At 42.9% G+C, this 18,106-nt stretch carries 17 protein-coding genes and 1 tRNA gene; 7 read left to right on the top strand and 11 right to left on the bottom strand.

Features of this window, described 5'->3' with window-relative positions:
- The first annotated feature begins 55 nt into the window (after positions 1-55).
- The 3 genes from D1164_RS16145 to D1164_RS16135 all read left to right on the top strand — a co-directional run bounded on the left by D1164_RS16145 (position 56) and on the right by D1164_RS16135 (position 3,476).
- Positions 56-385, top strand: coding sequence for a hypothetical protein (locus tag D1164_RS16145; RefSeq protein WP_119350926.1), 330 nt, complete (start codon positions 56-58; stop codon positions 383-385).
- Between the two features lie 410 nt (positions 386-795).
- Positions 796-1,392 (top strand): hypothetical protein, encoded by a 597-nt coding sequence (locus D1164_RS16140; protein WP_147372204.1) that lies wholly within the window; start codon positions 796-798, stop codon positions 1,390-1,392.
- A 23-nt stretch (positions 1,393-1,415) separates the two neighbouring features.
- The gene (locus tag D1164_RS16135) at positions 1,416-3,476 is read left to right on the top strand and encodes a PKD domain-containing protein (RefSeq protein ID WP_119350924.1); all 2,061 of its coding nucleotides are present in this window, start codon (positions 1,416-1,418) and stop codon (positions 3,474-3,476) included.
- A gap of 102 nt (positions 3,477-3,578) precedes the next feature.
- On the opposite strand, the gene D1164_RS16130 is transcribed toward D1164_RS16135, so the two are convergent.
- The 7 genes from D1164_RS16130 to D1164_RS16100 all read right to left on the bottom strand — a co-directional run bounded on the left by D1164_RS16130 (position 3,579) and on the right by D1164_RS16100 (position 7,809).
- Positions 3,579-4,130: an amidohydrolase family protein gene (locus D1164_RS16130; RefSeq protein ID WP_172594488.1), complete on the bottom strand. Its 552-nt coding sequence runs from the start codon at positions 4,128-4,130 to the stop codon at positions 3,579-3,581.
- Positions 4,012-4,422 carry a serine hydrolase domain-containing protein gene (locus tag D1164_RS16125; protein WP_147372203.1) on the bottom strand — a complete coding sequence of 137 codons (411 nt, stop codon included), beginning with the start codon at positions 4,420-4,422 and terminating at the stop codon, positions 4,012-4,014. The genes D1164_RS16130 and D1164_RS16125 overlap by 119 nt, the downstream gene beginning before the upstream one ends.
- Before the next feature lie 51 nt (positions 4,423-4,473).
- Entirely contained in the window at positions 4,474-4,818 is a 345-nt protein-coding gene (locus D1164_RS24250) for a cupin domain-containing protein (protein ID WP_394340403.1), read from the bottom strand.
- A 183-nt stretch (positions 4,819-5,001) separates the two neighbouring features.
- Positions 5,002-5,481 carry a RidA family protein gene (locus tag D1164_RS16115; protein WP_206611034.1) on the bottom strand — a complete coding sequence of 160 codons (480 nt, stop codon included), beginning with the start codon at positions 5,479-5,481 and terminating at the stop codon, positions 5,002-5,004.
- Positions 5,482-5,486: 5 nt separating this feature from the next.
- The gene (locus D1164_RS16110; RefSeq protein WP_119350922.1) at positions 5,487-6,287 is read right to left on the bottom strand and encodes an MBL fold metallo-hydrolase; all 801 of its coding nucleotides are present in this window, start codon (positions 6,285-6,287) and stop codon (positions 5,487-5,489) included.
- Between the two features lie 103 nt (positions 6,288-6,390).
- Positions 6,391-6,984 carry a Crp/Fnr family transcriptional regulator gene (locus tag D1164_RS16105; protein ID WP_206611033.1) on the bottom strand — a complete coding sequence of 198 codons (594 nt, stop codon included), beginning with the start codon at positions 6,982-6,984 and terminating at the stop codon, positions 6,391-6,393.
- A gap of 751 nt (positions 6,985-7,735) precedes the next feature.
- A tRNA-Met gene (locus D1164_RS16100) sits at positions 7,736-7,809 on the bottom strand.
- A gap of 215 nt (positions 7,810-8,024) precedes the next feature.
- Between D1164_RS16100 and D1164_RS16095 the strand changes: the two genes are divergently transcribed.
- From D1164_RS16095 to D1164_RS16080, 4 genes are all read left to right on the top strand, one after another.
- A complete protein-coding gene (locus D1164_RS16095; protein ID WP_119350921.1) occupies positions 8,025-8,402 on the top strand; it encodes an START-like domain-containing protein in 378 nt (125 codons plus the stop codon).
- Between the two features lie 144 nt (positions 8,403-8,546).
- Positions 8,547-10,028 carry an LptF/LptG family permease gene (locus D1164_RS16090; RefSeq protein ID WP_119350920.1) on the top strand — a complete coding sequence of 494 codons (1,482 nt, stop codon included), beginning with the start codon at positions 8,547-8,549 and terminating at the stop codon, positions 10,026-10,028.
- Complete coding sequence (locus D1164_RS16085) at positions 10,025-11,227, top strand: glycosyltransferase family 4 protein (protein ID WP_119350919.1); 1,203 nt, start codon at positions 10,025-10,027, stop codon at positions 11,225-11,227. Before D1164_RS16090 ends, D1164_RS16085 begins: the two co-directional genes overlap by 4 nt.
- Positions 11,224-12,417: a glycosyltransferase family 2 protein gene (locus D1164_RS16080; protein ID WP_119350918.1), complete on the top strand. Its 1,194-nt coding sequence runs from the start codon at positions 11,224-11,226 to the stop codon at positions 12,415-12,417. The genes D1164_RS16085 and D1164_RS16080 overlap by 4 nt, the downstream gene beginning before the upstream one ends.
- Positions 12,418-12,604: 187 nt before the next feature.
- Here the strand turns inward: D1164_RS16080 and D1164_RS16075 are convergent, their stop codons facing one another.
- The 4 genes from D1164_RS16075 to D1164_RS16060 form a co-directional block, all read right to left on the bottom strand.
- Positions 12,605-13,315, bottom strand: a complete 711-nt coding sequence (locus tag D1164_RS16075) for a DUF6261 family protein (RefSeq protein ID WP_119350917.1) — start codon at positions 13,313-13,315, stop codon at positions 12,605-12,607.
- A 496-nt stretch (positions 13,316-13,811) separates the two neighbouring features.
- Entirely contained in the window at positions 13,812-15,626 is a 1,815-nt protein-coding gene (typA, locus tag D1164_RS16070) for a translational GTPase TypA (protein WP_119350916.1), read from the bottom strand.
- 242 nt (positions 15,627-15,868) lie between these two features.
- Entirely contained in the window at positions 15,869-17,077 is a 1,209-nt protein-coding gene (locus D1164_RS16065) for an NAD(P)-dependent oxidoreductase (protein WP_119350915.1), read from the bottom strand.
- A 159-nt stretch (positions 17,078-17,236) separates the two neighbouring features.
- Positions 17,237-18,106 carry a DUF4249 family protein gene (locus D1164_RS16060; protein ID WP_119350914.1) on the bottom strand — a complete coding sequence of 290 codons (870 nt, stop codon included), beginning with the start codon at positions 18,104-18,106 and terminating at the stop codon, positions 17,237-17,239.

Below are 18,106 nucleotides of genomic sequence, written 5' to 3'. Positions count from 1 at the left end.
CGAAAAGATTGCCATTGAAAAGGCTTTCCTGCAAACATCCCGTAATTTATCGGTCTTGGATCAAAAACTTAACCAGCTCTCAGTATCTGTTCAAGAGTCAGAAGATCAAATTCGTTCAGGGTTTGAAAGCGTTCTTTCAACTTTAAAAGACCAGGAAAACGAGCGAATCGCCCGCCACAAGCGCCAGCTTAAACTAAAATCAAGGAATGTGATCATGGCTTTCGTCTTCCTTTTCCTCTTATTTACTGTTTCGCTAATCGGGAATATTTATCAAAGAAATGAACTAACGCGCGTGAGCGATAATGATCTCAAGTACCGGTACATCAAAATGGTCGGTGGGATTAACGCTGAGGAGCTTTCCAAATTGGAAGATATTTTTCACTAGGATAAGGACAAAGAGTTGATTAGAGAAATTCGGAAGCGGATGGGCAAGTATGAAAGCAAGATGGATCAAGAGAATGAAGACTAGAGAACCCCAAGCTTCATTTCCTTTTTTACTACTTCTGCGGAGTTAGAAATATATAGTTTTCAATTATATCTTTAAAGGATTGTCTTTTCAGACACGAATCAGCGGACCATACGACCAAGCAGATGCCGCACCAATAGCCAAGCAAATCTGTCCATCATTATTGTTGAAATCAGGCTCTTGAAAAATCTCTGGCATTTCCTTTATATGCTTTTCATTCGCGCCTTGATCCGATCTTGATTTGAATCAAGTTAATAAGCCCGAATTCCCCCTTACTTTGCGCCATTATTGAATTTTAATAGCCATCTATGAATTTAATTTACAATGTTATGAAAACAGAGAACAACAATTTCAAACCAGCCTTGATGTTTGTGCTTCTGGGCTGTGTTCTTTTAAGTTGCCGGGAGATTGAGCCTGGCGTTGATCCGCCGGAACCGGAAAGCAAGCTGCCAGGCCATCTTGCCGGAAACTGGCTAGAAAGCTGGAGCCTGTCTATGGCGCATGAGTTTGATTCGCTACTCTATAATCCGCAAACCCATGTTTGGTTCAGAGGAAGTTATGATCCGTGGTCGATGGACCCGGTTCCTGGCTTTGGGATTCAACTTAGGCAGGACGGTAGCTTCATCTGGGCAGTTGTTGCCAGCACAAGCACGGGCGGATGCCAGATATACACTGCCCGGTATCTGAAAGGAGAAGTCAAAAGCGAGGGTGACTCGCTGATCTTTTCAACAGCAACCCACCAGATGAAATACCACAGTGTATGCAATCCGGGGAATAATTTCGACCGGAGTGAAGATCAAAACAGCTTCAGCCTCTCTTATGCTTTGTCGTCAACCAGTAACAACGCCGGACAAGCGTTTGAAGTGCTGACACTAACTGCTCCAGACGGGTCGCAAACCCAATATATGAGAAACAAATACAATTAACCAATTCAAAAATTAGTATAAAAATGAAAAAACAATACCTGATCTGGATGATCCTAATCGTGTCATCCCTGGTCATCTTCTCGTGTGACGAAGAAGACGATTCGATCCCGGCGGTTAATCCGTTAACTGCCAATGCCGGCGAGGACAAACAAACTACAACCGGCTCTGCCGTTGTCCTGGATGGCAGCGCCTCAACAGATGCTGAAGGCGGAACATTCAACTATTCATGGAGTATCAAAAGTAAACCTGCCGGAAGTGCGGCATCGCTCGACGATGGAAGCAGCGCAACTCCCGGTTTTGTTGCCGATAAAGCTGGTGTATTTTTGATTGAGCTCATCATCAGCAAAGATCAATGGACTGCAAAAGATGAAGTAAAAATTGCCGTTTCGGAAGCAAGCGGTCCCCAAATGGTGGAGATATCGGAAGATATTGTCGTGGATCTGGTTCTGGAAGATATTTTTACTGAAGACTGGACCAAAGTCGATTATCTGGTGACAAACGTGATCAATGTTGATGCCCGCCTAACGATCAAACCTGGTGTGAAAGTCGCTTTTGCTGAAAATACTGGTTTGATGATCTCATCAACCGGCTCGTTCGTATCGGAGGGAGGCGAGGCTGAAGGAGACCGGATCTACCTGACGGGTGAAACCGAAACCATCGGATTTTGGGGCGGTTTGCTTTTGCAGTCGGCTGATGTCGACAACAAGATGAATTACACTTCACTTTCGTGCGCTGGTGCAAACCCGGATCAAAATGCTTTTTCGGCCGGCATGTACCTTGACAGTGGAAGCAAGATCAGCATCAGCCACTCGTCGTTCACCAAGAATGCCGGGATGGGACTTTTTGCTGCGCCGGGGAGCGAACTGGCCGGTTTTTCATCCAACTACATGATGGGGAATGAAGAAGACAATTTCGTTATTGCCCTTCCCGCTTCGGAAGTTGGCAAGATCGCACCCGATTGTCAGTTTTGGAATGCCGGGATTGCCGTGTTGACTGCTGATCTGAACAACGGAGCTACCATCGAATGGGGGTCATATAATTACACACTGCTCAGCGGGCTGGAAGTGACCCACGGCACCCGGCTGAAAATTGCTGAACAGGCCCGCATCTATGTCAACGAAAACGAAAGGATTGCTGCGCTTTCCGGCGGTTCAATCACAGCAGTTAGTCGTGACGCCAATCCCATTGTTATTTCAGGCCTGGGAGAAACCCCTGGCTATTGGAAAGGTATTTTTATTGAAAACAGTGGCAATAATCCCAGCAAGTTTCAGTATGTCAATATCCGGTATGCAGGCAGTACACCGCTGGCAGGTGACCAGCCGGCAACGATCCATCTGGGTGTTAACGGCAAGGCAGCCATTGACAACACTTCGCTTGGTTTGGGAGCTGGGGATGGCATAGAGGCAACATCGGACGGAGCTACCTTGTTAAGTTTTAGTTCGAACGTTGTGCGTGAACACCAGGGATATCCGCTGGCTGTTTCAACCCAAAATGTTGCTGTGATTGACGAATGGAGCCATTTTGTAAACAATGGAAAAAGTCAGGTCCGGATTGACGGGAACTTTCCCATTGCCAACGATCAGGAAACCATTTGGAAAGGCTTCCGCCAGACAGATTTCAGTTATCATGTCCGCGGATTAAGCAACGACCTGGTTGTTTGGTCTGGCTTGAAGCTGAACGAAGGGGTCGTCCTGGAAATGGAGCCCGGTTCGCGAATTGTGGTCGAAGATGCCAACAACAGGCAGGGCTACCTGTACGCCATAGGAAATGATGCTAAAAACATTGTCTTTAAGGCTGTTGATGAGGTGCCCGGTTCATGGCACGGGATTACCTTTTCCAGTTTGAATACCAAAAACTATTTCGATCATGTCCAGGTGTTACACGGTGGCAAAACTGTTGACAACAGCTTTTCGGCCAACATTGTGGTCGACAATAGTCCCGAAGGTAAACTGACGATCCTTAATTCAGTTGTCGGTTACAGCGGACAGCATGGGATTTCGGTTGTCAACGATAAACGCGAAAACCTGGCTGATGACAATATTAGTTTTACTTCAATTCCGGGCAGTACAATTTACGCCTGGTAACATATTGTTTTTGCAAGCCAGGAAACAAAAAGGGATCCGATCTTCTAATTTTGAAGATCGGATCCCTGCTTTTTGGCTATCCTGAAATTTAAGGGATAGTCGTTATCGCCTTTCTTTTAGGATCCGCTCAATCGACCTATGTGCTCTTTCTATCAAATTCTCAAGGTTTGCATCCAAGAGTTTCCCTTGGCGTTTCAATATCTTCCCGGCAATCATCACTGTATCAACATGGTTTTCGTTGGCATACAAGACCACTGAAGAGACCGGGTTAATGGAAGGTGATAAGGAAATATTTTTGATGTCGATCAAAATTAGATCGGCTTGTTTTCCTACTTCCAGTGATCCGGTCGTACGGTCCAGCCCCAATGTTTTTGCCCCACCAATGGTTGCCACTTTCAGGATGTCCGAATCGTGGATCGTCAACTTTTCAGGCATGCTACCTGATTGATACAGTCGCTCATTTTGTATGGCGCGTTCGGCTTGCAACGCCACTTTCATCTGGTCAAACAGGCTTCCTGATGTTGCCGACACCACATCAACCCCTAAACCACAAGCGATTCCGTATTTCAAAGCTTTCCCAGTTACCGGCAAGCCTAATCCCATCTGTAGCTCGACTTCCGGAGTTACCGAAATGCTGCACTGATGTGCTGCCAACAATTCCAGACTGGTGAGCAAGCAGATCCAGTACTTCCATATCGTTCCGCCTCTCAGGCAGTTCAGGAAGATAGTGTCTTATTTTTTGGTTAAGGTCAAGCCGCCCCTCCTGCACCAAGGTCATGATGGCAGTAGCCGAAATTAATTTAGTTGCTGATGCCAGCTGAAAAGCCGTTTCTTTGGTATTGAGGATTTGATGCTCAACGCTGGCCAAACCATAAGCTTTCATCATCGCAACCTGACCATCTTCGATAATAGCGACCGACGAAGCCGGAATATGAAACGTTTCCATTTTCTATTTGATGCCATTTTTTCATGAAATTCTCTTCTCCGTCGAATAATTTCAATTCGGATCCTTTGTGGAATATCTCATACGAAGGAGCCAACAACAGTTTCCCGGAATCAGGGTATTCGCACACATCATAGCCGATGAAGGTTCGAACATCCAAATAATACAAGGCTCTGAGCCATGATTATAAAATTGATGGGCACCAGTCACGCCCATCTCGAAAAATATGATATCGCCACGATTTACGATCTCAAGTCTCTCTGGGGTTCTTAGCGTCATCGTCCCAGACACAACCATGAATAATTCTTCGGCATGTCGATGAAAATGATACGGAGCGGAAAATTGCCCGGGATTTAATAACCTCAAATCAAAATTCAAGTTCTGTGGCCTAATGCCCATTTTAACCCTTGAAATGTCCGAAAACAATCTGAAATTATCGATTTTATTTGGATCCTCTTTAAAATCCCTTTTGTCTCTTTTTAAGATTGTTGCCATATGCTTGCTTATTTATTTGTGACCTAGTTGATATGCAGCTCGTTTGATTTTTAAACCATCCAATTTGAAAGAATACAAAACAACCAATTAAATTAGCGTTAAAGATGCAGATAGGCCAACCGAAAAATTACGCGAGAGGTGCTGAACACCCAATATAGACCTGGAATGTAATCCTGCATCACCAAGGGCATTGACGAACAAGTCGGAAGCGCCGTTTACGACTTCGGGCGCACTATCCCAATTATCACCGGACTGGAAGTAAGCATCAATATGATTTAATCCCAATACCTTGTGAAAGCCAAGCTTATGCTGGATTTGCGAGAGTACATTCAGTCCGCAAAGTTGCATGGCCTTGTATCCGTCTTCTGCAGAAAGAGTTTCCCCCAACCGACCCTGGTAAAAATATTCACCATTAATAATTGGGAATTGAATGGAAATATAAGCGACCTTTCCCCTGACGTTTACAGAAACGTAGTTTCCTCCGGGAATGGATGCTGATGGCAAGGCAAAGCCCAGTTGATTCAGCCGTTTTATGACTGTTTCCGTGGTCATGCGGTTGTTCTTCATTTCAATTAAAATTTCAAAATATCTCCGTTATTTGGAATGAATAGCTGACCATCTCCAATATTATTCTGAATAGCCGCGCGTAATATACTCTCTCGGGTTTCTGTTTCATGATCCAGGGCGTTTAAGTGTGTCGCAATCACCTTGCTTTCAGGCCAATACTGAAGTAAACTCAGCACTTGTTCAGCATTCATGATTACTGGTTCTGTATCTTCTTGCAAGTCGGCGCAAAAAACATCATGCTGTTTAAAAAACTTATTACCGCCTGCATGACAAATCATTATTTCCGGCTGGTGAACATCAATGGACTCTCTTACCAAATGGCAATATATCGTATCGCCCAACCAATAAAGTGTTTTCTCTGCTGAACTTTGAAAAAGATAACCAGACACAGGCCCCATGTATTTCAAAATAGAGCCACTCCCATGCTGCCCTTTTGTTCGATAAATTGTGGTTTTACCTACAACTATTGCACTTTCGACAGGTGTCACATTCTGAAAACCAACACTTTCTATTGACTGACAATCTTCTGGCTGACAGAAAATAGGCATATCTTTCGGAACTAGACTTTGGGCTGCATTGTCAAAATGATCAGGATGTAGATGTGAGATCATGATGTACTCCACCCCCTCTAATATCGAATCGACACTAACAGGAAGATCAGATATTGGGTTGTTTGACCTACCCGCAAATGATAACTGCGTGTATTTTTCGGCAAAATAAGGATCAATAAGAAATGTTGCTCCGCCGTACTTTAACTTTATTGTTGCATTTCTGATATGTTGTATTTCCATAATTTCCAGTGTCATACATTTAATACCTTCATTCTCTTTCTCTGGACAAATTTCCGCAATAAGTCAAGGTGAAAAAATGAAGTGGTTCACAAAATATTAGTGAACTAGTTCACACATGTCAGTCGAAAATCGTTTGAGCCTTGATTTTACTTAAGAACTCCCTTGTGATACCTAAATAAGAGGCGATGAGATATTGTGGAACACGTCGCTCAATTTCAGGAAATTGATTTTTAAAGTCTAAGTACCTGTCTTTGGCAGCCTTACTTAGGTTATTAACGATCCGCTTTTGTGAAAAACAAAATGCCTGCTGAAGCATCATCCTGAAAACCCGCTCCAGTTTTGGGATTTTCTCATACAGCAGTTGTGAATTCTGACGACTTATCTGTGCCAGTGTACAATTCTCCAGGCATTGAATGTTGAAATCGGCGGGAGTCTGGTTAATAAAACTTTCTAAATCGACCACCCACCAGTTTTCAACGGCAAAACTTCCAACAAAATTATCACCTTCACTATTCACAAAGAATGTATTTAAACATCCCTTAATCACAAATGACTCGTGTGTACATATGTCCCCTTGTTGCAACACATATTGCTTCTTGAGGTAATTCCTGACAGTAACATGTTGAGATAGGATGAATTCTTCTTCTGGCGACATCACCACAAAATGGTTGATGTATGCTATCAGAGGTTTGATTTCTTGCATGGTTTCCATTTTCTATTTATAATGATCCTTACTAATAAACAATTATTACAAAAAAAAGTCAAGAGACTCATTCAAATAGCGGCCAGCTACGAATTTCCTAACGAAACCTACCTCATAAAGGCATTGATACTGAGTATGCCCCAGAAATCCTAAAATATTCATCGCAATATATTTCTCAATGTGACCTCAATTGCAACATCTCAGGAGGAACAACAGGATAGCTTTCAGTTGCACATAACATGAAAATCGCACATCCAGAATAACTTTCGATAATTCATTTGCCCCCCCCTAGATTTAAGTTGCAAATCCGCTGATTAACTGACCAATAAAGTTTAATAGACAAGACGGCTATTTGCCCGCTTCCGAAATATAAGTCTCGGGGAGTGAAGCCGCAAAAAGACTACTGCACAAAGCCATTTTTTCAATCATTATTTATATTCCGTTTCCTTTTGTCTGGCTCAACCCCTAAACTTGGATGGTACCTACGCGTTCAATTAAACAGGCCTTTGGCAGTTTGGACACCACATCTTCTCTCAATAGCTTTCCGCTATATTCAATTTATGCATGGGGAACCATACTCTAAAATAGAATGGGATAACATTATATTTTTTCAATCTCTTGTGTTTCAGTATACCAAGGCGAATTCTAATCACCTCTCTGTTGATCCTTAATTGGAATATAGCGTGGGAAATGGGCTAAACAGTTACATGCAAATAAAAAGGAGCTACAAATTTAAACTTTGTAACTCCTTTATTTTAAGTAGCGAGAGGCGGGCTTGAACCGCCGACCTCATGATTATGAATCATGCGCTCTAACCAGCTGAGCTACCTCGCCATTATTTCAATTTCTTTTTGTAACCTCCTCAATAATCTGTCAGAACGTTTTCCGTCAGAGCTTTTCTCTATACCCTTTGAAATTCGAGGTGCAAATATAGTATTTATTTTTTTTCAGCATGCTGAATCGTGAAAAATTTGGCTGAAAGTTGCAGTGGTTTTTTGAAACTTGTTGTAAGTTAAAAACAGAATACCTATATTGCCGAAAAACAGAATATGTCAGAGAAGGTAAAAGTCCAGTTCGAGTATGTAATTAACTGCTCACCAAAGGTTTTATATAACAGGCTCAGTTCTGCTTCTGGTTTGGCAGAGTGGTTTGCCGACGATGTACGTGTTCAGGGAAAACGGTTTACTTTTATTTGGGAAGATTCGGAGCAGGTTGCTGAAATGACGTTGCGTAAAGAAAATCGCCTGGTTCGTTTTAACTGGCTTGAGGATGAAGACCTCTATTTTGAGTTTAAAATTACGCAGGATGAACTTACCGGTGATGTCTCGCTCATTATAATTGATTTTGCCGAAGAAGATGAAACCGACGAAGCGCGTGAGCTTTGGAATACACAAATTGCTGATCTGAAACATGTTCTTGGTTCCTGATGCCATATTTTTCTGTGGTACTCTTTCCATTTCTTTATTTAATAATAAATTTGGAGGTTCTAAATGAGCTTCTTAACCTTTTTTTGCTTTACAAATCTTTAAAATAATTTAGTTTTGTATCTGTCTAAATAATTGGGGCTGTCAATGAGGAAGTTGCATTGGTATATTATAAAATCGTTTTTAGGGCCATTTTTTATGACCTTTTTTATTGTTGTGTTCGTTTTGCTTATGCAGTTTCTGTGGAAGTATGTAGATGATTTAGTAGGCAAGGGACTCGACATTAAAGTGCTGGGTGAAATGTTGTTTTACGCCTCCTTCGGTTTGTTGCCTTATGCTTTCCCATTGGCCATGCTGCTGGCCTCCATTATGACTTTTGGTTCTTTCGGTGAAAACTACGAGTTAGTGGCGATGAAGTCTTCCGGAATTTCGCTTTACCGTATTATGAAACCTCTTATGTTTATCGCGATACTGGTAACGTTTACAGCTTTTTATTTTGCCAATTATATCCTGCCGCATACCAACCTCCGGTTTACAACTTTGCTTTGGAGTGTAAAGCAACAGCGTCCCGAATTGGTTTTACAGGAAGGAGTATTTACGAATGAAATTGACGGATATAGTATCCGGATTGGCCGTAAAAATAAAAAGACCAACGTTCTTTACGACTTGCTTATTTATGATCATACCCGGAATAAAACCAATGAGATAGTGACAGTGGCTGATTCAGGCCTTCTTCGTATTACAGAAGATAAAAAGTATATGGTTTTAAATCTGTACAATGGTGTAAATTACTCGGAAGGAACTGAACAATCCCGGAGATCGAAGGACCAGACATATCCTTTTCAGCGCGATAATTTTGATGAACAGGTTATCAGAGCAAAGGTGCGGGGATTTGATTTTAACCGCAGAGATGAGAATATTTTTCGCAATACTTACCGGATGCTGAATACGGAACAACTTCGTTTTATGGAGGATTCGCTGGGGGCGGACTATCATATCCGGCTCCGGGATTTTATGGTTCAGATAAAGTTGAATTATCCCATAACCAGGAGGATACACAATCTTACAGCTCCGCATGATTCCCTGAAACGGGAAGTGGACATTCAGCCCGATTCGTTGTTTAGTTTTGATCAGTATTTTGACGTGCAGGATAAATGGGTAAAGGCAGAGATTACCCAGGCTGCTTTGGAGGATGCCCGCAACAATGTTCAAACACTCAATATGTATGACGATGAGTTGTATAACCGGAAAAAACACCTGAACAAATACACAATGGAACGGCACCGGAAATACACCCTCTCGCTGGCCGTGCTTATTTTCTTTTTTATCGGAGCGCCTTTGGGGGCTATTATCAGGAAAGGCGGGCTGGGTATGCCGGTAGTTGTATCTATTTTATTGTTCATTGCATATTATATCGTTTCCATGACCGGAGAAAAATCGGCCCGTGAAGATGTTTGGGATATGTTTGCCGGAATGTGGTTTTCATCCTTTATCTTTTTACCGGTGGGAATCTGGCTTTCATACAAGGCTGCAACTGACGCAGCATTGATGAGTGCTGAAACCTATAGTAAGTTGCTGGAAAAACTGGGCATTGAAAAGTTGAACAATAAATTAAAAAAGCGAAAATGAGAATTTTGCAGGTTACAAATAAAGTTCCTTATCCTGCCAACGATGGAGGCGCTATTGCTTGTATGAACCTGACCCGGGGGTTTGCTTTGCTGGGCCATGAAGTTACTGTCCTTGCAATGAACACAAAAAAACATCATACCGACCTTTCGGACATCCCGGAATTTGTAAAGGACTGGGCGGAATTCAGACTGGTGGGAGTGCCTGCGCGTATTACATTCTATGCCGCTATCGTAAATTTTTTATTTTCAGGAAAACCATACAATGCCGTCCGGTTTATTTCAAAACAGTTTGCCCGGGAGCTTCAAAGGTTGCTGACTGAAAAAAATTTCGACATTGTACAATTGGAAGGATTGTATGTTTGCCCCTATATTCCGCTTATCCGGAAATATTCAAAAGCAAAAATTGTTTACCGGGCGCATAATATTGAGCATGAAATATGGGATAGAAGTGCTGCCTTGTCAAAAGGATTAAAAAAGTTTTACCTGAAGGTTCTCACCAGACGTATACGAGCTTTCGAGAAGAGTTTCCTCAATCAGTATGATTTACTCGTCCCTATTACAGAGCGTGACGGAATGCTTCTTAATAAAATGGGGAATTCCCGTCCGGCCCATGTATCACCAACCGGGATTGACTCACAGGTATTGATTCCTCATGCGAAAAACCTGGAACATCCGTCGCTGTTTCATATTGGTTCGTTGGAGTGGGCGCCTAACCAGGAAGGATTGCTTTGGTTTGTAGAAAAATGTTGGCCGAAGATTTTAAAAAAGTTTCCTGAACTGAAATTTTATATTGCCGGACGAAAAGCGCCCGAGTGGCTGGTGCGCCGGTTTAGGGCACCAAACATTGTTTTTATGGGCGAAATTCCTGATGCCTACGAGTTTATGAACTCCAAATCAATCATGGTAGTTCCCTTGTTTTCAGGGAGTGGTATGCGTATCAAAATTATTGAAGGAATGGCGCTGGGGAAACCCATTGTTTCAACCCCTATCGGTACGGAAGGAATTGCAACCCAGTCGGGGAAGAATATTCTGATTGCCGACAATGAACAGGAATTTATTTCAGACATCGGACGGCTGATTACCGACAAAGAGCTTTTTCATAATATCGGGCGAAATGCCATTGAGTATATCCAGGAAAAATTTGATAACTTAGCCCTGGCCGGTGCGCTTACCGGTTTTTACAAAAAACATATTGAATGATTTTGAAGCTTTTTTTCTGGATATTCCTTTTTATTCTTGTTTATACATATTTTGGATACCCTTTTATTTTATTTCTGATTACCGGAATTAAAAAGTTTTTCCGGATGGACAAAAAGGATGTAGTTACCGAATATGAACCGGAAGTTTGTCTTTTTGTGACAGCTTACAATGAAAAGGATTTTATCCGGGGAAAGGTGGAGAACTCGTTCCAACTGGATTATCCGAAGGAAAAGGTGCAGTATATTTGGGTAACCGACGGTTCAGACGACGGAACCCCGGATTTATTACAGAAGTACGAACATTTGGAAGTATTTCATGAAGCTGCCCGAAAGGGTAAAATGCATGCAATGAACCGGGGAATACAGTTTGTAAAAGCACCTGTTGTTATTTTTTCCGATACCAATACTTTTTTGAATAAAAAAGCTATTCGGGAGATTGTGGCCTGTTTCAGCGATCCCCGTATCGGATGCGTGGCAGGGGAGAAGCGTATTGTAGAGCACAAAGCCGACTCGGCTGCTGCCGCCGGTGAAGGGTTCTACTGGAAATTTGAATCTTGGGTAAAAAAGATGGATGCAGAACTCAACTCGGCAGTGGGAGCGGTGGGGGAGTTGTTTGCCATTCGTCGTGAACTTTTTGAAGAGGTGGAACCTGATACAATTCTCGACGATTTTATTATTTCTCTCCGGATAGCCCAAAGAGGATATAAAATTGCCTATACCCCCAATGCTTATGCTGAAGAAACCGCTTCCCTGAATGTGAAGGAGGAGTTGAAACGAAAGGTCAGGATTGCTGCCGGAGGAATGCAGGCGCTGTTCCGTTTGAGAAAATTGCTGAACCCTTTTCGCTACGGGGTGCTTACCTGGCAGTATTTTTCGCATAAAGTACTGCGCTGGACACTGGCACCGGTTTCACTTTTTCTTTTGGTACTGGTTAACGGAATCATTGTTTGGGAAAACGGATTTTCCGGCCTGATGGATTTTTATCTTACTTTTTTTGGCCTTCAGCTTTTATTTTACCTCTTCGCCGCAATGGGCTGGTATCTGGAAAACCGCAGGCTCCGGTTGAAGATACTTTTCGTTCCTTACTATTTTGTTTCCATTCATTATGCCGCCATTCAGGGTATTTTCAGATATTTTAGAGGAAAGCAGCCGGCAAGCTGGGAGAAATCCAAAAGGGCCGGTTCGGATTGATTTTTACCGGAATACATCTCCATCCGGTGAATTTTTATTGGTTACTGGAAATTGGAGGCAAGAAACTCAACCTGGATTTTTCAAGAGTGCGAACAAAGAATCAAGGACCTGCTCCTGAGGATGGAAAACTCTGAATAAATCGGCAAAAGTGGCAGTTCCCGAACCGCTTCCATATTGCATTTACAGCCTATTCAGCAAATTCCGGTTCTTTCTGGCGTTTCTTCTCCGCCTCGTTGTTGTCTTCAATAATTTCTGCTACAATATGGCCAAAGTCGCTGTAAGTGGCCTCATCCACCAACATCATGGCGTTAAGGTACACCACCAGTTGGTTATTGATTATGTTTGTTACTTCTTCCTTTAAGTCCGTGACCTTCGCATCAATCCTTTCCTGGGATTTTTCCTTTTCATAATCAATCTGGGCTTGTTCGAGTTCCTCCTGTGCTGCATGAAGCGAGGCAATCAGCTCAATACATCCTGAAAGCGACAACACGGCATCCTGCATGTCGGATTGAACCAAATCGGCCAGCATGGAATTAAATAAGGACGGTTTGGTTGGGTAACTTTCACCGGTTACAGACAATCCGTAACGGTTAATTACATTTTCTATTTTTTGCGCAGCGAGCTTTACCGTTGGGTCAGGGTGGCGGGAGTAACCCTGTGCGAGATAAATGAGCGACCGAAGGTAATAGTTGCGCATCTCGACTTTTTCTTTGAGATAGAATTTTGATTTTGCATACTTAATGGCTTTCGACAGCAGTGTCCTTTTTTCCCTGAGACCGGTTATCATATCATCCAGATATATATCGTTTTTTATACCGGTTTTTTCATACACCTTGCAAATACGTGTAGCCACAGTATCTACCTCTTTCATGCAGCTGTTAGTCATCAGTCTTTTCATATTGGTTTTTTTATGTCTATAAAGGTTACCGTTTGTATCCTGCTACGGGCTACATATTGTAAGTTTCAGGAGACTTGGTTTTTAACAGGCGTAAACTTAAGAAAAAAATGGCACATTAAATTATCGCAACCGTTTTTTTACTGTGTTAAACCTTCTTCTTTACAGAAGAATTATTTAGTGTAGTTGAGCTGATTTTTCAAAAGAGTTGATTAACTACTTTTTACAGCCAATCATCATATTTTTTGGGATAATATTTTTTAATATGTATCCGGAACTTTTTTTGAAACGAATTTAACATTCCGTTTAATAATGCTTTTTGATTTCCATGCAAAGACACTTTGAGAAAAAGAAAGTTTGTTCCCTGTGTATTATTAAAAATTGATTCAGCCCCATATTTGGCAAGTTTGCGGGGCCATCATGAATAATTTTAAGCTATACCGGATGTATGGTAAAACTTTTTTGGGGGATTCAGAATATGATATGTCAGATCATATAATTATTCATCCGTCAATGTTTTTGCCTGCCGTTTCCGGTCGTGCTCATTCAGCAGAATTTTTCGGATACGCATAAATTTTGGAGTTACCTCGAGGTATTCGTCATTTCGGATATATTCCATGGCTTCCTCAAGCGAAAATTTGATGGCCGGAGCAATACTCGTTTTGTCATCAGATCCGGCCGCCCGCATGTTGGTGAGCTTTTTCGTACGGATAATATTGATGGTCAGGTCGTCCTGCCGAGTGTTTTCGCCAATTACCTGACCTGCATACACATCTTGACCAGGGTCAACAAAAAAGCGACCGCGATCCTGCATTTTGTCGATGGAATAGGCGATGGCTGTTCCCGTCTCCAGAGAAATAAGCGCCCCGTTACGATGCACACCCAGGTTTCCTTTCCAGGGTTCATATCCTTTGAACCGGTGGGCCATAATCGCTTCTCCTTCCGTGGCGGTAAGCATCTGGTTTCGTAACCCGATAATACCGCGTGCGGGAATGGAGAATTCCAGATGTGCCCGGTCTCCTTTCATGTCGATGTTTATAATTTCACCTTTGCGCTGGGTAACCTGCTCAATCACTTTCCCCGAAAATTCTTCGGGAACCTGAACCGTCAAATATTCCACCGGCTCGTTTTTAACACCGTCGATTTCCTTTATGATAACTTTGGGTTGTCCCAATTGCATTTCATATCCTTCGCGACGCATGGTTTCCACTAAGATGGAAAGGTGCAGAATTCCGCGACCGAACACAAGAAACGAATCGGCCGAGTTGGTTTCTTGCACCCGCAATGCCAGGTTTTTTTCTGTTTCTTTGAACAACCGTTCGCGTAATTGACGGGAAGTAACAAACTTTCCATCCTTTCCAAAGAAAGGAGAATTGTTGGCCACAAACAGCATACTCATAGTAGGTTCATCTACCCGGATAGGCTCCAGGCCTTCGGGCTCCAGCGCGTCGGCAATGGTGTCGCCAATATCGAACCCTTCAAGGCCCAGCACGGCACATATTTCTCCGGATGGAACCGGTTCTTTGGTTTTTTCCTTGCCAAGCCCTTCAAAAAGATATACCTCTTTGGCAACTGATTTTACCGTACTTCTGTCGCGTTTTACCAGTGAAACCGGTGAGCCTGGAATCAGTTGTCCCCGGGTTATTTTCCCTACAGCAATCCTTCCTGTGTAAGACGAATAGTCAAGTGAGGTGATGCGCATTTGTAAAGTACCCTCTTTGTGGCTGGCCGGGGGAATGTGTTCCAGAATCACATCAAGTAAATGGCTGATGTCTTGGGCTTCTTCTTTCCAGTCTGGGCCCATCCACCCGGCTTTTGCGGAACCGTAAACTGTTGGAAAATCAAGTTGCTCTTCGGTGGCATCAAGGCTGAACATAAGGTCGAACACTTTTTCCTGTGCGATATCGGGCGTACAATTGGGTTTGTCCACTTTATTCACTACCACGATGGGTTTCAGTCCCAACTCCAGGGCTTTTTGCAGCACAAACCGGGTTTGCGGCATGGGGCCTTCAAACGCATCAACGATGAGCAACACCCCATCTGCCATATTGAGTACTCGTTCCACCTCACCGCCAAAATCGGAGTGACCGGGAGTATCTATGATATTTATTTTAGTTTCCTTGTACCGAATGGATACATTTTTGGATAGAATGGTAATTCCACGCTCCCTTTCCAGATCATTGTTATCGAGAATTAGTTCCCCTATATCCTGGTTTTCCCTGAACAATTTCACCTGGTGCAACATACGGTCAACCAGTGTGGTTTTCCCGTGATCAACGTGGGCGATGATAGCTATATTTCGTATTTCAGTCATTTTTAATCCATTTTAGTTGTTATTTCCTGCTTCTCCTTTTTCCTCTTTCATCTCTTGCAGAGAGGTTATGGAGGACTGTGAAAGTGGCGTGCAAAAGTAAAAAAGAAAAGTTTCTGACAGAGAAACAGAAAGTTAAATTGCAGAACCTGGTAAAAAAATTAATATCCGCATGTAATTATTATTACACTTTATTCCAGTCAGTATCAAACTGAATCCGGGAATCTGTAAATATGTATTGTTGGTTATTTCCCTTCAGCAAAGTCCTGTAAATAAGAAAAACGTTCGGTCAACTTTCCGTTTTTTGTAATGGAAGCGCGGTCAATAACGCCATCCGGATCTTCTCCCAAAAGGTGGGGAAACACTTTATCGATAAGATTTCGGCCAAAGTCAAATGAGGCATCTTTGGGCAATTCGCAGGGTAGATTATCTACAGCCTGCACCGTCACATTCTTTCCGGAAGAAAAGGGTGGCGCAGTTTCCCCGGTTTCGGGATTGTAGTCATAAAACGGATTGTCGATAGTTGCTGCCCTTTTGGTAGAAGGGATGGAACCTTCAATATCGCAGGTAATGTCGGAAATGACACGGATACGAAAATCCCGGCGTTTCATCTCCTCTGCCGTAAAAAGGACCGGCGCTTTGGGGTCCCAAAAGGCAGCGGCGATTAGCAGGTCAGCGGAACGTGCAAAGGGTAAAAATGCATTCTCATACATTTCCGGGTGATTAAAAAAGTGCATCAGGTCAAAAATATTTCCATCCTTCCGCTTTGCGTAATCCCCGGGTAAAAGCTGTGTGTAAACAGGTTGGGACGGTTTTTCCGTTTCCAGGAAATCTTCTGGAGAAAGCCGTTGGATTTTCATAAAATCAAGTACTTCTACCGCCCCGGCGGCCACCCGCCCGTCGCCGGTAAGCGCTATTTTCGTTGGAGGCAGGTTTATTTCAGTTAACTGATGCAGCATTTCTTCCAGCCCTTCACATTGGTGCGCCGGTTTCAGTTCAAAGATGCGGTTACGCAGCCCCAATGCCCGGAGGCCGTTGTATGCGCCGACCAATCCGGCAAAGCGACCAAACCCGATGATGCGGAACCCGTTCCGGTCGGTAAGCACTTCGTAGTCTACCAGCTGGATATTTTTTTGAAGTACGGCCTGAAGCAGTTTCCTGTTGTACTCCTGCTTTTTAATGGTATGCGAAAAGAAAAAACAGATTTTCCCGGGAACCAAATCCGGTACCGGCACTTCTTTTACTCCCAGCAGTATGTCGCAATCCGTTACGTCTTCCTGAACCGGGATACCTGCCAGACGATATGCTTCATCGCTGAAACATCTTACTGTACTTGACTGCGCTATTACCTGCACTCCAGGAAATTTTTCCTGTACTTCCACACACTGGTCGGGTGTTAGCGGTACCCGCCTGTCCCGAGGGAGTTTCCCTTCCCGTAAAATTCCAAGTTTCATGTTTCAAATATAGGCAACGGAAAGGGAAAAACCTGATTTGTTCAGGGATATGGATCGCGGGAAATATTTTTTGTGCCAAACTCGCGCTAACTTAGGTTGTTTAATCTGTTCTCCCCAAATGCAAATCTTTATGAATGGGTGGTTTGGTAATGGGCATGGTTATTCTATGAGTGTTTCTGTTATTTTTATGGAAGAGACGGCAAAAAAGCCATAAGCTCCATTTGAGATGTTGCCCGGTACATTGGCCGGAATACTTCCAACTACGCCAACTCCCCGCCATTCGGTTTCCGACATCATGGCTCTGATAAACTGATAATAGGAATTGCTCATCGAATGTACATATTCAGTAATCATTGTTCCTCTTAAAATTCCGTTGCGGGTGTATTCGCCATAAATTAGCAGGGCAGCGGGTTCTACTGCGCCATGAATAAAAAATGTGGAGTCTAACAGAATCCGGTCATTTTCTGAAATTCTTCTGGTGTACCAGTCAGGCGCTTCCCAGCCCGGAGGGTAATATTCAGATGCATCATCCGGAATCTGGTAAACCATCCGGTATTTGTATGGCACTGCCGAACCAAAATTACCTCGCAAAGTAAACATGTAAAAATCATCGTTAAACTGGGATGTGGTGTATTCAACGGGTTCAATTGACGGAGCAGCTACCAGGGAATCGGAAGCGTAATAATCCTTTCCTTCCAGACGAATATGTAACGTATATTTTTTCCCAATCTCGCCTTTGACATTATTATTTGTTGCGTAAATACCCGGTTCTTTTTCTGCTAATTCAAAGGTTGTTGTTCCATCGTTTATGGTTACTTGTGCACCGGAAACAGTTTCGGGGTTTTTATTTCCTACCACAGGTAATGTGCGGCTTAATTTTACAATATGTTCCTGCTCAACATCGGTTAACAACCCTTCCACAACCAGGTTGTGGGTTGATGTATCCGCGCCTTCCCATTTTATTTCAGTTATACATGAAATTTGAGTGAGCATTAGTAAAGAAAGAAATATATAGGGTATTCTTATCAT

The organism is Mariniphaga sediminis (genome assembly GCF_003573545.1).
Lineage (GTDB): Bacteria > Bacteroidota > Bacteroidia > Bacteroidales > Prolixibacteraceae > Mariniphaga > Mariniphaga sediminis.
The sequence above is the reverse complement of the archived record's forward strand: the minus strand, read 5'-3'. Positions and strand labels throughout refer to the sequence as shown.